The organism is Streptomyces sp. NPDC002888 (assembly GCF_042888465.1).
In the GTDB taxonomy this organism is placed as follows: Bacteria; Actinomycetota; Actinomycetes; order Streptomycetales; family Streptomycetaceae; genus Streptomyces.
This window is the reverse complement of sequence record NZ_JBIAPU010000017.1, coordinates 195,111-210,240: the sequence shown is the minus strand read 5'-3', so window position 1 is coordinate 210,240 and position 15,130 is coordinate 195,111. Positions and strand designations below refer to the sequence as shown.

8 protein-coding genes are annotated in these 15,130 nt (G+C 70.9%); 5 read left to right on the top strand and 3 right to left on the bottom strand.

Annotated features, from left to right (window positions below; all coding sequences use genetic code 11):
• Positions 1–9 precede the first annotated feature (9 nt).
• The 3 genes from ACFYWX_RS27185 to ACFYWX_RS27175 all read right to left on the bottom strand — a co-directional run bounded on the left by ACFYWX_RS27185 (position 10) and on the right by ACFYWX_RS27175 (position 6,821).
• A complete protein-coding gene (locus ACFYWX_RS27185) occupies positions 10–3,297 on the bottom strand; it encodes an amino acid adenylation domain-containing protein (protein WP_389426721.1) in 3,288 nt (1,095 codons plus the stop codon).
• 138 nt (positions 3,298–3,435) lie between these two features.
• On the bottom strand, positions 3,436–6,000 hold the full coding sequence (locus tag ACFYWX_RS27180) for a Pls/PosA family non-ribosomal peptide synthetase (protein WP_389426757.1): 2,565 nt from the start codon (positions 5,998–6,000) through the stop codon (positions 3,436–3,438).
• A 413-nt stretch (positions 6,001–6,413) separates the two neighbouring features.
• Entirely contained in the window at positions 6,414–6,821 is a 408-nt protein-coding gene (locus tag ACFYWX_RS27175; protein ID WP_389426720.1) for a winged helix-turn-helix transcriptional regulator, read from the bottom strand.
• A 223-nt stretch (positions 6,822–7,044) separates the two neighbouring features.
• Here ACFYWX_RS27175 and ACFYWX_RS27170 point away from each other — a divergent pair, with 223 nt between their 5' ends.
• The 5 genes from ACFYWX_RS27170 to ACFYWX_RS27150 all read left to right on the top strand — a co-directional run bounded on the left by ACFYWX_RS27170 (position 7,045) and on the right by ACFYWX_RS27150 (position 15,110).
• Positions 7,045–9,174: a molybdopterin cofactor-binding domain-containing protein gene (locus tag ACFYWX_RS27170; protein ID WP_389426756.1), complete on the top strand. Its 2,130-nt coding sequence runs from the start codon at positions 7,045–7,047 to the stop codon at positions 9,172–9,174.
• A gap of 47 nt (positions 9,175–9,221) precedes the next feature.
• Positions 9,222–9,677 carry a (2Fe-2S)-binding protein gene (locus ACFYWX_RS27165; RefSeq protein WP_389426719.1) on the top strand — a complete coding sequence of 152 codons (456 nt, stop codon included), beginning with the start codon at positions 9,222–9,224 and terminating at the stop codon, positions 9,675–9,677.
• A gap of 153 nt (positions 9,678–9,830) precedes the next feature.
• Positions 9,831–11,321, top strand: a complete 1,491-nt coding sequence (locus ACFYWX_RS27160; RefSeq protein ID WP_389426718.1) for a hypothetical protein — start codon at positions 9,831–9,833, stop codon at positions 11,319–11,321.
• On the top strand, positions 11,314–13,206 hold the full coding sequence (locus ACFYWX_RS27155) for a glycosyltransferase family 4 protein (RefSeq protein WP_389426717.1): 1,893 nt from the start codon (positions 11,314–11,316) through the stop codon (positions 13,204–13,206). Before ACFYWX_RS27160 ends, ACFYWX_RS27155 begins: the two co-directional genes overlap by 8 nt.
• Positions 13,207–13,475: 269 nt before the next feature.
• A complete protein-coding gene (locus tag ACFYWX_RS27150; RefSeq protein ID WP_389426716.1) occupies positions 13,476–15,110 on the top strand; it encodes a hypothetical protein in 1,635 nt (544 codons plus the stop codon).
• Positions 15,111–15,130 lie beyond the last annotated feature (20 nt).

Genomic DNA, 15,130 nt, shown 5'->3' with positions numbered 1-15,130 from the left:
GTCTGCCGCTCAGGAAGAAGGCAGTAGTTCGGCGGTGCGCAACACGGCCTGTGCCGCCTCGGCCGGACAGGTGCGCGGGAAGTAGTGGCCGCCCTCGGCGAGTTCGTGCAGGTCGACGCGGACCGCGAGGAGCTCCCAGTCGCGGTGGCGGCGCGGGTGATCAGCCGTGATCGGGTCGTCGGTGGCGACGACCACGGTGACCGGCGCGGAGAGCTTCACCGCGGGGGGAGTGTCGAGGACATCGGCGAAATAGCGATGTGCGGACACGCCGTCGTGCCGGTAGGCGGCACCGACGAGTTCGGCACGCCGCGCATCCAGCTCCTGGAGCTCGGTGTAGCCGCTGTCCGTGCTCAGCTTCGCGGCGATCTCGGCGTTGCTCTGCCCGGCCAGCTCGGTGACGGCATCGCGCCGGTCAGCGGCGTTGCCGAGCAGCTGCGCGCCGACGAAGACCCGTTGGACGTCCACGCCGCGCTCCTCCAGCCGCAGGGCCGTCTCCAGGGCGAAGGCCGCGCCCGAGGAGTGACCCCACAGCAGGACTCCGGGCAGGCCACGTTCGGTGATCTCGGCGACGACCTGAGAGACCACGTCCGCCATCGGTGCGAAGGGCTCGCTCTCGGCGGCCACGTCGTGACCGGGCAACTCAACGGCGTAGACCGCGATCCCACTGCCCCGCAGCGCCTGGGCCATCGGCTGGAAGTTCACCGCGTTGCCGCCGGCGTAGGGGAAGCACACCAGGGCACCGGCCGGCGCACCCTCCGGTTCGGACAGCGACTGGAGCAGCCCGGACGGCCGGTCGGACCTGCCGTCGACCAGCGCGGCCAGATCGGCGAGGACCGGATGACGGGTCACGTCCTTGAGCGACACCGCGCGGTCCAGGGTGATCGCCAGCTTCACGGCCGACAGTGATGTGCCGCCCCGGTCGAAGAAGTGGTCCCGTCGGTCGATCCGATCCTGCGGGACGCCGAGCACCTCCGCCCAGGCGGCCGCGAGCCGCCGCTCGGTCGGCGTACCCGGAGCGTGGCGGCCTCCCTCGTGGTCCTCGACGACGTCGAGTTCTCCCGCGAGCGCCGCCAGCGCCCTCCTGTCGGTCTTGCCGTTGGCGGTCAGCGGCAGACTCTCCCGCCAGTGGAAGGCCGACGGCACCATGTACTCCGGCAGCGACTCACCCAGCCGGTCCCGCAGGTCCTCGACCGGGAGTGCCCCCGGGCCGGAGCAGAAGGCCACAAGGTGCTTGCTCCGGTCGGGCCGCTCGGCGACCACCACCGCACCGTCGCGGACACCGGGCACCCGCAACAGGGTGTTCTCGATCTCGCCGATCTCGATCCTGAAGCCACGGATCTTGACCTGGGTGTCGCGGCGTCCGAGGAACTCCAGCTTGCGCTCGGGCAGCCAGCGGCCGTGGTCGCCACTGCGGTAGAGCCGGGCGCCCTCGTGGTGCGGATCGGGCATGAAGGCCTGCTTGGTGCGGTCGGGGTCGTTGACGTATCCGCGGCCGACGCAGACGCCGGAGAAGACGATCTCGCCGGGGGCGCCGAGCGGCACCGGTGACAGCTGCCCGTCGACCACGTAGACACGCACGTTGCCGACGGGGGGACCGAGCGGCACCCGTTCGCGGTCCGGCACCCGGTCCATGACCTCGTGGTTGGTGTCGTCGGAGGTCTCGGTCAAGCCGTACGCGTTGACCAGCTTGATGCCGGGCTCGGCCGCGAACCAGCGCTGCGTGAGCTCCTTCTTCAACGCCTCACCGGTGACGGACACGCACCGCAGGTCGGGCAGCTCGCGCGGGTGCTGCTCCATATGCGTCAGGACGATTTCGAGGTACGACGGCACGACCTGGAGCACGGCGACCCGGCCGCGGGCGATCGTGTCGACGAACCGCTGCACGTCCAGGATCACCTCCTGCTCGACCAGCAGGGTCCGCCCACCGACCAGGAGCGCGGACACCAGTTGCCACAGAGAGATGTCGAAGCACTGGGGGGCGGTCTGGGCGACCACTTGCCCCTCGCCGATCTCCAGGTCGTCGATCTTGGCGTAGAGGTGGTTGAGCATGCCGGCGTGCTCACACATCGCGCCCTTGGGCTCTCCCGTGGAGCCGGAGGTGAAGTAGATGTAGGCGAGTTGGTCCGGCGCGACGGCGATGCCCAGGTCGTCGTCGGCATGGCCCTCGTCGTACGCCGTGCCGACGAGGAGCTTGCGGACCCCGGGCAGTGAGTCCAGGGCCTGGTCGAGCGAGTCGGAACTGCCGGGGTCGGTGAGCACGAGCCCGCACTCGGCGCGGGAGAGCATGGCCGCGATGCGGTCGGCCGGGAAGTGCGGCTCGACGGGCAGGTACACGCCTCCGGCCTTGAAGATCGCGAGGACGGCGGCCATCCAGTCCAGGTCTCTCCCGGTCACCACCGCGACGACACCTTCGCGCCGCAGCCCCCGTGCCAACAGGGCTCGTCCCAGCCGGTTGGCACGTGCGTTGAGCTCCTGGTAGGTCCAATGCCGGTCGCCGTGCACGGCGGCGACGGCATCCGGGCGTATCCTCACCCGCTGCTCGAACAGCTCGTGCATCCGGGCGTCCGGCAGGGTACGGCGCGGTCCGGACAGCCCTTCGAGCTGGAACCGGAGCTCCTCGGGTGAGAGCAGGCTCTGCCGCTCGTGCTCGGCATCCGGGTCCGCGACGACGAGCGCGAGCGCGGTGAGGTGGTAACCGGCGACCCTGGCGGCGTAGTCCGCGTCGAGTACGTCCGTCCGGTACCGCAGTCGCAGCACGGGTCGGCCGCCGTGGTCCGAGAATCCCACCCACAGCACGGTGCCTGCGGCGAGATCGCCGCCGGCGCCCGTCGGACGGGGACCGAACGTCGGATGCGGATCGAAGACGGTCTCGATCGACGCTTCGGTCAGGCCCAGCTCGCGCCTGAGCTCGTCGACCGGAAAGTCCTTGTGCGACAGCAGTTCCGACGCGACGCGATGGGTGTCCGCCAGCAGCGCCCGCCACGATTCGGGTGCCGTCGTCAGCCGGCAGGGCAACGGTCGGCCGCCCTCCTCGGCGACGTAGCCGGTCGTGACGTCCTGCTCGCCGGACAGCGCGGCGAGCACCTTGGCGTGCGTGGCCAGCATCACGGTGCCGAGCGGCATCGTGAGGTCGTCCGCCAACCGGCGCACGGCTCCCATGACGTCGTCCGGGATCGTGGCCTCGTACTCGTCGACGCCCGTCATGGGATGCGGCGCCCACCGCGGGATCGTGGTGGATCCGCCGGCGACGAGCACACCGCGCCAGAACTCCTGGTCCGCTCCCACTCGCGTTGCCATCGATCTGTCCCTCTCCGCCCGCCGTGACCGGCATGTCCGTCACCGCCGACCACGGCGGCTCCACTGTCGTCGTTGCTCTCGGCAGACCAACGGGCCGGTTTGTCCAGCCAGTTGAGCCAGCTGACCGAGAGGGTCCTGCTACCCCTTGCGCACCAGTGCCGGCGGCCGACCGGGGGCCTCTCTCGTCTCCGTGGCCGGGTTTCCGCCCCACCGCGCGTGCTGCGGGACTTCCTCGCCCTTCATGAGAAAGGAGTCGGGCGCAAGGACCGCGCCGTCACCCATCGTCACGCCGTAGTGGACGTGGGAGCCGACACCGACGGTGCATCCGTCGCCGATCGTGCTGCGGTCGGACTTGAAGGTGCCGTCCTCCTGCGAGTGGCACTGGATCTTGCTCCCCGCGTTGAGGGTGCAGTCGTCGCCGATGGTGGTGAGCATCCGCTCCGTCAGGTAGCAGCCGTCGTCGAAGACCCTGCTGCCGAGCCGGACACCCAGGAGCCGCCAGATCACGTTCTTGAAGGGGGTGCCGTTGAAAACGTCGAGGTACTTGTCGGGCACCTTCCACAGACGCTCGTGCCACCAGAAGTACGGGTCGTAGATGGAGCACAACCGCGGTCGCAGCCCGCGGAAAGCCACGATGGCTCGCTCCACCAGTACGAAGTAGAGGGGGGTGAACACCAGGGTGAACACCAGGAATGCCGCGATCGGTACGTGTCCGAAGGAGTCGTACAGATCGGCATCCGCGAGGGCGAGCAGCGTGAGCACGAAGAAGTAGAGCCACCGCACGAGGAGGAAGAGGACCATCGTCCGGATGTTGTAGCGGTTCTTGGCAGCAAGGTTGCGGCGAAACTCGTCCCCGGTCCGCATGTGGTCGAACCGGGAGTCGCGCTCCACCGACCGGGGAATCTCGAAGCACGGTGAGCCGAGCAGACCCACGCCCTCGCGCGTCTCGCCGTCGAGCGGAATCATCACCTTCGTCGCGAGGAGGCAGTTGTCGCCCGTCTTCGCCCCGGACGGATAGACGATGTTGTTCCCGAGGAAGTTGTGCGGCCCGATCGACGCCCGGGACACCCGGAAAGACGTGCTCGAGAAGTCGGCATTGACGATGGACAGGCCGTCGGCGACCATCGTGCCGCTGCCCACAGAGCACAGATACGGGGTCTCGTGCTGCACTTCTGTGCCGAAGTTCGACCCGGTCTGCTCCACCCGGGACAGGTCGTATCCCAGGCCGCGTAGATAGTGGACGATGTAGGAGCTGTCACCGAGGAGCCATTTGAAGAACTTCACGTTGGTGAGGCGCGCGATCGCCCGGTGCGTCGAGTAGTGAAAGCCGTACAGCGGATAGACCCTGTCCGGCTTGACGGCCAGATGCAGCAGGCGCGGAACAGTGAACAGAGCGGCGACGCCCATGACGACGAAGCCGAAGAACAGAGCGCAGGAAACGATCAGCGCATCGACGTAGAGCTCCGGCGACACGAGCCCCGCCGCGCCCGGGTCCAGCCGGTTGCTCAGCGCCGGAACCTGTGTCAACAGCACGTACAGACCCCCGACGGCCAGCGGCACGGAGAGGAAGAACAGCTGGCCCACGGTGGCCAGGGCGAAGCCGACCCGGCGCAGGGTGCCGCACCTGGCGGGCGGGACCCTCACATAGTCGACCTCCGTGCGCTGCGCCTCAGACCCGTGCCACCGCTGGCCGTCCGGGACCGCCTGGCCGCTGTACAGCGAGGACGTATGGCCGAGCTGCGCCCCGTCGCCCATCGATGTGTCGATGTCGAGCACGGTCTTCTCGCCGATGAACACATCCCGGCCAAGGGTGACCGGGCCCGTCTGAATACGGCCCGCATGCGCCCGGTAGCAGAGGAAGAACGAGTCCTTGCGGATCACCGTGCCGGCGCCGATCGTGAGCAGGTCGGTGCAGACCGGAACGTTGCGGGAGAGGATCGTGACGTCCTTGCCGATGCGGGCGCCGAGTGCCCGCAGGTACAGCACGTACAGGGGATTGCCGACGAAGAAGACCATCGGGTTGGCGTGCAGCAGCACCTTGACGGTCCAGAAGCGCAGATAGGTCGGACCCCAGACCGGGAATTCGCGTGTTCTCCACCGGCCGACAAGGATCCATTTGGCCGCGATCGGGAAAGTGCACATGCCCACGAATCCGGCGCCGCCGAAGACGACGGACCGCAGGTAGATGTCCATCGCATTCGAGCTGGCGGATATCCATTCATAGCCGCGTGCGGTGAAAAATGCGGCGACGAAAGAGTATCCCAGAAAGAGCAGGAACTGCAGCGTTCCGCAGAGGGTGTACTGCAGCGTGCCGACCGGAGTCACCACCTCCGACGGTGTCGGGACCGCTGAGCCGGCGGGGGCGGGTGCGGCAACGGAATCGGTGGTGGCGAGCCCCGTCGCAAGGCTGCGGACTGTCGGGTAACGGTAGATGTCCTTCATCGACACGGATGGCAGATCCGCCCGCTTCCTGACGCGTGCACAGAATTGGGCCATCACCAATGAATTACCGCCGAGGTCGTCGAAGAAATTGCTTTCGACCGACACCTGCTCGACGCGCAGGACGCCGGCCAGTATCTCGGCGAAGTTACTCTCGGTGTCTGTCGACGGGCTGTTGTCCGTCGACAGGCCGTTCGTTCTGCGCTTGGCGACTGCAGAGTCATCCGGCAAGGTCGTCAGGGAATCGGCAGAACTCTCCACCATCAAGCTCCTTGAGGAAATTTGAACACCATCGGCCGGTGCGACCGATGCCCGGTTTCCTCGCGCTGAGCGTCGAGCGCTCAGCAGGCAGAGCAATTCAGACGCCGCGAGTCGTGAATTCATGCCCTCACGAGACCAGTGCGCTCTCAGCTTCCGTCGTCCACCGGCGGGGTGCCACTCGACTCGATCGCGGTCGCGCGGCACGAGGACTCGTCGGTGCCGGGGAAAGTCGGTTCCAAGGGCCTCAGAGCCGGGCATGCGGACCAGGTTCGCATTACTGCGTACGGGTGGGCGTGGGCCTGGTCCGTGGGTGACTTGAGCGCCTTCCGCGAGGAAGGGAATGGAATACCGGGGCGGCTTGTGCGCGGTGTCTGACAGGGCGCTGGCCGCGGCGGAAACCGTCGGTGTCCGGCGCGTCAGTCGGACGGCTCCTCGGCAGGTGACGCCACGGTTGAGCCGAGGGCGCGCTGGTGGGCGACGATGCCGGGCAGCTGCTCGTAGATCGCGTCGATCAGATCGCAGATGCGCTCGGTGATCGGTTGGCCGAGGTCGGTGAGCTCGTAGTCGAGCCGCCTGGCGACCGTCGGGTGCGGCGTCCGTATGGCGAGGCCGTCGTCCTCAAGGCGCTGGAGGGTCTGCCACAGCATCCGGTCGGAGACCCGGGCAACTCCCGCGGTCCCGAAACGCTCGCCGACCTGGCCGCCGAGCTCGGCGCGAACGCCCGGGCCACCACCCCGGAGGAGGCCGCGGAAGCCGGCGACCTGGTGGTGGCGAACGTAAGGCGCGACCCGCTGCCGGAGCCGGCCTGTTCGCGGCTCCGTCACGGCATGGCCAGGCGCCGGCGGTACGACGGGAGCGGGCCGACGTCGAGCAGGACGGCGACTTCCGGACGCAACCCCGAAGAGTGCTGGCCCCTCATACCAGTCGAAGCACCAGTCGAAGCACCAGTCGAAGCCCCACGATGCAACAGTCGACATGCCAGTCGAACCAACCCGGGAACTCGGAGAGGAGCGTCTGTTGGCCCGTCAGTTGTCCCGCCGCAGGTTCATGGTCTACTCGCTTGCCGCGTCCACCCTGACCGTCGCCGCCCCCATCGGCTGCGACACGTCGTCCGCGGAAGGCGCCGAGGCCGTCCGGAGGCCGTCCGACGTCCTGGTGACCGGGACCGATGAGGAGATGCTCGTCCTCGAGGTCACCGAGGCCAACAAGGTCGTCGTAAAACTGCCGCGCGTCGAGGTCGGGCAGGGCGTCACCACCGCGGTCGCCATGATGATCGCCGAAGAGCTGGACGCCCGGCTCGTCGACGTGGAGATCCCGCTCGCGGAGGCGCGCTCCAAGGGCAACCAGTTCACCGGCGGTTCGAGCTCGGTCAGTTCGCTGTACGGCCCGGCCCGCGAGCTGGCCGCCACCGCGCGCGCCAAGCTGGTGACCGCGGCGGCCCGGCGCTGGAGTCTTCCCGCGCGGTCGCTGCGTACCTGGAACACGAGGGTGATCGCGCCGGACGGGCGGTCCGCCACCTTCGGCTCGCTGACCGCGAGTGCCGCCGGGATCCAGCGTCCTGCCGTGTCGAGCAGACCGAAGCCGGCGTCCCGGCACCGGGTGATCGGGCGGCCGACGACCAGGATCGACGCCCGGGACATCGTCACCGGCAAGGCCGAGTACACCGGGGACCTCGCGGTGGCCGGGGCGAAGCCGACCGTGGTGGCGCGGCCGCCGACGCTCGGGGGTAAGGCCGTATCCGTCGACGACCGGGCGGCCCGCGCGATGCCGGGCGTCCACGCCGTCGTCAAGGTCGCCGGCGGGGTCGCCGTGGTGGCGGACTCCTTCCACCATGCCTTCAAGGCCAGGGACGCACTGCGGATCACCTGGGCCCCGGGCCCGCTGGCGTCGCTGTCCGACACCGCGATCCGTGCGCGGCTGCGGGCCGCCGTCCCCCGGCTCCCGGCACCGCCGCGCGGGTCGGCGCAGGTGGAGGGCGAGTTCGCGTTCGCCTTCGTCAGCCACGCCCCGATGGAGGTGCTGACCGCGGTGGCGGACGTGCGGGCCGGTCGTGCCGAGATCTGGTTCTCCTCCCAGACGCCGATGGACGCGCGGGAGTCCATCGCCTCGGCGGTCGGGCTGCCCGCGTCGAAGGTACGGGTCCATGTCGTGCGGGGCGGCGGCTCCTTCGGCCGTCGGCTCAACTACGACGCCGCGATCGAGGCGGCCCTGATCTCGAAGGCGGCAGGCCGGCCGGTCAAGCTGATGTGGAGCCGCGCCGACGACATCCGGCACGGCAGGATGCGCCCGGCCAGTCATCACCGGATCCGCGCCAGCCACGCCCGGGGGAGGGTGGTCGCGTTCACCCACTCGATGGCCTCGGTGAGCGAGTCGTACGGCGAGGAGGGCCTGTCCGCCCAGGGCGGGACGACCCAGAGCGGAACGACCCGGAGCGGGACGCCCCACGGCGGAACGACCCCGGCCCTCGCGCGCGCCGCCGGGCCGCTGCCCAGCGACAGCGGCCTGTACAACTTCGGCCGCGTCGACGGGAACGGGGGCTCGGTCGAACTGGCGATGCCCCTCGGGGCCTGGCGGTCGGTGGACTCCGGGACGATGCGGACCGCGGAGGAGATCGTCGTGGACGAGGTCGCCAGGAGCCTGGGCAAGGACCCGGTCGCCTTCCGGCGGACCACGCTGCGCAGCAAGGCCGTCAGGGCCGTGCTCGACAAGGTCGCGGCCGCCGGACACTGGGGCCGCCCCCTGCCGGCGGGCCGGGCGCAGGGCGTGGCCGTCCACGAGGAGTACGGCTCCTGCGTGGCCTGTCTGGTCGAGATCGACGCCACCGACCCGAAGAAGCCCCGGGTGACCAAGGTGGTGATGGCGGCCGACGTCGGAACGGCCGTCAACCCGCGCGGACTCGAGGCCCAGCTCATGGGCACCGCGATCGACGGCATCTCCACCATCCTGACGGCCGGCCTGCACATCGACCGGGGCGCCGTCCGCGAGAGCAGCTACGCCGACTTCCACTACGCCCGCCAGCGGCACGCCCCGCTGCGCTTCGAGGCGCACATCATGCCCTCCCGGCGGGAACCCGGCGGGGCGGGCGAACTCGGCGTGCCGGCCGCGGCAGGTGCCGTGGCCAACGCCTACGCCCGGGCGACCGGATCCAGGCCCCGCCGCTTCCCGATCAACTTCTAGTCAACCTCTCAACCTCCAGTCAGCTTCCAGTTCCAGAGAAGGTGCCGATGCCGTCCTACTCCTTCGTGCTCAACGGGAAGCCCGTCACCGTCGAGGCCCCGGCCGACATGCCCCTGCTGTGGGTGCTGCGGGACCTGCTGAACGTCACCGGACCCAAGTACGGCTGCGGTGTGGGCGTCTGCCGTGCCTGTACGAGTCACCTGGACGGCGCGGAGATCCAGCCCTGCGTCGTTCCGGTCGCGGACTGTGTGGACCGCGAGGTCACCACGATCGAGGGCCTGGCCGACGGCGAGAAGCTGCACCCCGTCCAACAGGCCTGGCTCGACTGCGACGTGGCGCAGTGCGGCTTCTGCCAGCCGGGCCAGATCATGGCCGCGGCGGCCCTGCTGAAGAGGACGGCCCGTCCGACCGACGCCGACATCGACCGCATCGAGAACGTCTGCCGCTGCGGTACGTACTCCCGGATCCGCGAGGCGATCAAGAAGGCCTCGACGCCCAGGTGACGGCCTAGGCATCTCGTCGTCAGAGAGCAGTCAGAGAGCAGTCAGACAGCAGCAGTCAGAGAGCAGTCGGAGACCGGAAGTTGGGGCGGTGCCGTCGGTTACGCTGCCCAGGTGTCCACTGATGAATCGTCCTATTGGTGTGCTCGTAGTGATGTGTCCGACGTGCTCGGTGCCTACGACGGTCTCGAGGCCTGGACGCTGCACGCGACCGCGCTCACCGACCGCGACGAACAGGTCGTCGTCTCCCTCCACGAACGACTGCACCACGAACTCCAGCACACCACGCCCTGGGGCCTGGTGGCCCGCTTTTCGGCGGACCTCGCCCGGCTCGGTGTCCTGACGGAGCGACTGAGGCTGCTGTTCCGCTTCTGCCGGGAGTCGTCCCGGCTCGTGCACGAGACCTACGCCACGACCCTGTCGATCGGGGACGACACCGCCGCCCTGCGGTTCCTCGGCGAAGGCTCCGACTACCGGCGCTACTTCGACCAGGGCCGACGCCTGCTCGGCGGGCTGGACTGGGAGACCGGCCGGTTCCGGGTCGACGCGGTGCTGAGGGCGGCCATGGCACCGGCCGCGCTCGAACCGGCGTACGCCGGGGGATTCGAGGCCGTCCGCACGCGCGATCTCAACGCCCCGGACACCCGCCCCGACGCCCGCCTGGAGACCATCCTCGCCCTCGACCTGCCGCAGTTCGGGCCCCAGGGCCTCGGCCCGCACTCCGGCCCGGACGAACTCGGCGTCTTCTTCGACGAGGTGGCGGAGTGCCTGACCCGTCAGGGCCTGCCCACCTTGCGCACGGCCCCCGTGCGGGCCCTGATCGACGACCTGTTCGAGGACGTCGCGCGGCTCAGCCCCGAGCTGCGCGCCCGCATGGAGCTGGACACCGTCCGCGATCCCGTCCCCGACGACATCGAGGAACACCAGCGGGAGCGCATCCGCCTCCACGACACCGGCCCCCTGCCGCTGGAGATCGTCCCCCAGGCGGAGATCGCCGCCCGTGCGGCCGACTTCGCGCGCCATCACGACCGGTTGGGCAAGCACGTCCTGCTCGTCTGGGCGCGAGCGGACCTGCTGGCCCGCCAGTTCGCCCGCCCCAACGCCCTGGAACAGCGCGAGGGGTTCGTCGTCGCGCTCCAGGCGGCCGGTCACGACTCGGAGGGGCGGGCCGTGGCGCGGCTGGGGCTGCTGGAGACCGACAACCCGGCGGAGGCGGTGAGGGCCTTCACCCTGCCGGTGGTCTGCCTGAGCACCGCCGCCAGTCTCGCGGACGCGCCGGGCACCGCCCGGTCCGACGGCATCGACACGATCCACGCGGTGGCGGACCTGCCGATCGTGTCCCAACTCGTGCACACCTTCCGGCAGAAGGCCCACGTGACCTGGATGCGCTCCGACGTCGACGGGGACCGGAAGCTGCACCTGTTCTCCTACACCGTCAGCGTGCTGCCGGGCATCGTCTGGCTCCAGCTCACCGGCGAGGCGGGACGGCACTACACGCAGCGCTGGCTGACCTCGCTCGGACCGGACCAGGCGGAGCACCGGCCGGAGGCGTTCACGGAGTTGCTGCCGGGCATCGACGCTGCCGTCCAGCACGTCGTCAGCGCCTGGTGGATCATCGACCAACAGGGCGGACGTTCCCATGCCTGACACCATCGACCTACTGTCGCTCACCGCGTCCATGACCGGTGCCGACGGAGAGGTGACCGTCGACAACGAGCGGATCGCCCGTCTCCTCGCGGAGCTGGGCCTGACCGAGGGCGCCACCCGGGACGGCGTGGACGGGATGCTCCGGCTCGCCCTCGACGATCTGCTCGACGAACCCCTGACGATGCGCGGCGGCTCCCGACGGGCACGCATCCCCGCCCCGCGGTTCAGGACCGTGCTCGCCTCCGCGCTGCTGGTGACCGCCCTGAAGCGGGCCGGGGTGAACGGCACGGCGGACCTGGTCCTGGCGGCGCTGACCCCGTTCCTCTTCGACGTCGACCGCGTGCGGGTGGACACCAGGGAGCAGCTGGTCCTCGCCGCTCTGCGGGCCCGGCTCGCCTCCCGGGAGGAGATCCGCGTGTTGTGGGAGGACCTCCCCGCCCATTTGCGGCACGAGGTGGACCTGGACGAACTCATCGAACTGGTCACGGCGATGGAGAAGGCCAGTGCGGGGGGCCTGCGTCCGAGTGGGGCCACCGGTGGGGCCGCCGGTGAGGCCGCCGGTGGGGCCGGTGAGCCGGGCGGAGCGGCCGCGCCCGGCGTGTTCCGGGGCTCCCTGCGCCCGGGCAACGGTGTGTCCGCCGGCCGGCGCACGCCGCGGTTGCGGATCCTGGTGGTCGCCGACGAGTGGTTGCCCACGAAGGGCGGGATCAGCGTCCTGAGCCAGTCGCTGTGCCGGGCGCTGGCCGCGGCGGGCCACGAGGTGTTCTGCCTGCTCCCGTCGGCCACCCCGCAGGAGATCGCGGACGCCGACGACGGCAGCGTACGGTTCGTCCTCGCGCCCCCGCTTCCCGGCGCCTCGGAGCGGGACCTGTTGATGCGCAAGCCGGTCCTCCCGGGCGGCCTGCCTCCGGATGTGGTCATCGGCCACGGCCGGGTGACCGGTCCGGCCGCCTTCCTCCAGACGGAGCAGAACTTCGACGGAGCGGCCCGTCTCCACTTGGTCCACGACTGGTCGGAGGAGACGGACCGGTACAAGAAGGCACGCGGCGTCGATCTCCACGCCCGGGCCGAGGACCGCAAGTGGACCGACCTGGACCTGGGGCGCGGCGCGACCCGGGTGGTGGCCGTCGGCCCGAAGCTGCACGAGCTGTGCGTTCAGGAGTTCTCGGTGTGGCCGGAGGTTCCCCGGCCGCTGCGGCTCGATCCCGGCTTCGACAGTCCGCTGATCCGGCCGCGCGTGCCGGTAGAGGGCCCACCGCGGATCCTCCTCACGGGACGGATGGAGGACCACGCGGTGAAGGGGCTCGATCTCGCGGCCCGCGCGATCGGTCATGCCCTCGCGCTGCGCGACCCGGAGGAGCCCGAGGTACGGCTCATGGTCCGCGGGGCCACCGACGGCCAGGCCGAGCGTCTCGACCGGAAGATCAGGAAGTGGGCAGGTCAGCCCTCGCTGAACCTCGTGGTCCGGCCCTTCACGACCAGGAAGGAGCGCCTCGACCACGAACTGCTCCTCGCGACCCTGGTGCTCATGCCGTCGCGGGCGGAGGGGTTCGGCCTCGTCGGTCTCGAGGCGATCGTCCAGGGCACGCCCGTACTGATCAGCCGCCGGAGCGGACTCGGCGACCTGCTCCAGGAATGCCTGCCGAAAGAACTCGCCGCGCGCACCGTCCTCCCGGTGACGGACCAGCCCGACCGCGACACGCCGCGCTGGGGCTCCGCCGTCGCGGCCGTGCTCCAGCGGCCCGAAGCGGCCTTCGGCGACGCCGAGACCGTACGCACCGTCATGGAGCGGAAGCGCAGCTGGGCCAGGGCCGCGGCCGAGCTGGTCGACGGTCTGGCGCGGGACGGTGACGGGCCGTCGGAGGGGTGGCGGCTCACGGTGTGAGAACGGAGCGGCTCACGGCGTGAGGACGGGGCCGCTCACGGTGTGGGCCGCTCACGGCGTGAGGAGGGACGCGCTCATCGCCCGTGCCCTCGGCCAAAGGGGCGGTACGGGACGCATCCCCGCCGGTGCCTTCAGCCGAACGGCCGATGTCCGGCGCCGCACCCGCGCCCAAGAATCGGCAGGGAACACTTCTCGGCGCCTGCCGCTTCGCCCCGTGCCCCGCGCGAATCGGGCCGCCGACCCCTCTGAAAGACGGAGAGGCCGCCCTGATGACAGGCGCTGTCGAGTCGGTCCGAGCCCCATCACCCGAAGTCGCCCCGCCGCCGGGCGAGGTGCGGCGCAGCCGGTTCCGGGCGGTGGTGCGCCGATGGCGCGTCCCGCTGTGGGCCACGGCGGCGACGCTTCCGCTGTACCTCGTCTGGGCGTTCTTCCGTGCCACCGGCGGCGGCGACCTCGCGGCCCAGGAGACGTGGGCGCGCTTCGCGGTGGAGCACGGGGGTTCGGCGTACGGCCTGTTCTGGTTCGGCGGGCTGCACATGGCGAACTACAGCGTGATCTCGCCGTATCTGATGGGCGCCTTCGGCGTGCGGACCGTCGCCGTCGCCTCCGGTCTGGTGGGTGGCTGGCTGGCCGCCGTCCTGCTGGTGCGGTGCGGGATCCGGCGTCCGCTGGGACCCGCGCTGCTGGCCGCGTTCGGGCTGTGGTGCAACGTGGCGGCGGGGCGTGAGACGTTCGCGCTAGGTGTCGCGCTGGGCCTCGCGGCCTGTGTGTCGCTCGTGGGGGAGCGCCGGGTGGGGATCGCGGCGGGGTACGCGGTGCTCGCGACGGCGGCCAGCCCGGTGGCGGGGCTGTTCCTGGTGGTCGCGGGCGCGGCCCACGGTCTCGTCCGGGACCGGGCGCGGGCCGCCGCGCTCGTGCTGCCGCCGTTCGCGGTGGTGGCGGCGACCACGCTGTTCTTCCCGTACTCCGGGGAGCAGCCGATGCCGGCGGCGCGGACGCTCTGGCCCGCGCTGCTGGGCGTGGCGGTCGCCGTGCTGGCGCCGCGGGGCTGGCGGGTGGTGCGGTGGTGCGGCGCCGTGTACGCGACGGGTGTCGGACTGACGTACCTGATCCCCTCGCCGATAGGGACCAACGTGGAGCGGCTCGCGCTGCTGTTCGCGCCCGCCGTGCTGCTCGCCGCCCTGCTCACGGTGGAGCGGCGCCGCCGCTGCCGCCGCGCCGCCCTCGCCGTGGCGCTCGTGGCGTCCCTGGCGTGGCTCGGATCGGGGACGCCGCTCACCTTCCTGCGGGGGTCGGCCGAGGTCCCGGCGTGGGCCGTCGACGCGCCCAGCGTCGTACGGGCGTTGCAGCGGATGGGCGCCGACCGCGCCCGCGTGGAGGTCGTCCCGGCCGCCGACCACCGCGAGGCCGCCCTGCTGTCCCCGTACGTCAACCTGGCGCGCGGCTGGAACACCCAGCTCGACATGGAGCGCGGCCGCATCTTCTACGACGGGACGCTCACCGAGACGAACTACCGGGCGTGGCTGGACCGTTGGGCCGTCGGGTTCGTGGTGCTGCCCTCGGCCGAGCCCGACCGGTACGCGGCGGACGAGGCCCGTCTGGTGCGCGGCCGGCCCGGCTGGCTGGAGCCGGTGTGGAGTGACCCCCACTGGCGGGTGTACCGGGTGCGGGACGCCGTACGGCTGGTGTCGGCGCCCGCGAGCGTGGTCCGTACTTCGAGCGCCGACCTTGCCGTGCGGATGCCGCGGGCCGGCTCGGTGACCGTGCGGGTCGCCTACTCGCCGTGGCTGCGCACGGCGGGCGGCTGCCTGCGCGAGGAGGGCGGGTTCACGCGCCTGACGGTGCGTGAACCGGGCGTGTACCGGATCGGGGCCGCGTACGTTCCCATCGCGTCCGGCTGTTGAGCACCGGCCGGCCCGGCCCT

Excerpts from the sequence above, each read along its gene's own strand:
- ACFYWX_RS27185 (WP_389426721.1), bottom strand. The coding sequence starts at position 3,297 with ATGGCAACGCGAGTGGGAGCGGACCAGGAGTTCTGGCGCGGTGTGCTC.
- ACFYWX_RS27180 (WP_389426757.1), bottom strand. The coding sequence starts at position 6,000 with ATGGTGGAGAGTTCTGCCGATTCCCTGACGACCTTGCCGGATGACTCT.
- ACFYWX_RS27170 (WP_389426756.1), top strand. The coding sequence starts at position 7,045 with ATGGTCTACTCGCTTGCCGCGTCCACCCTGACCGTCGCCGCCCCCATC.
- ACFYWX_RS27165 (WP_389426719.1), top strand. The coding sequence starts at position 9,222 with ATGCCGTCCTACTCCTTCGTGCTCAACGGGAAGCCCGTCACCGTCGAG.
- ACFYWX_RS27155 (WP_389426717.1), top strand. The coding sequence starts at position 11,314 with ATGCCTGACACCATCGACCTACTGTCGCTCACCGCGTCCATGACCGGT.
- ACFYWX_RS27150 (WP_389426716.1), top strand. The coding sequence starts at position 13,476 with ATGACAGGCGCTGTCGAGTCGGTCCGAGCCCCATCACCCGAAGTCGCC.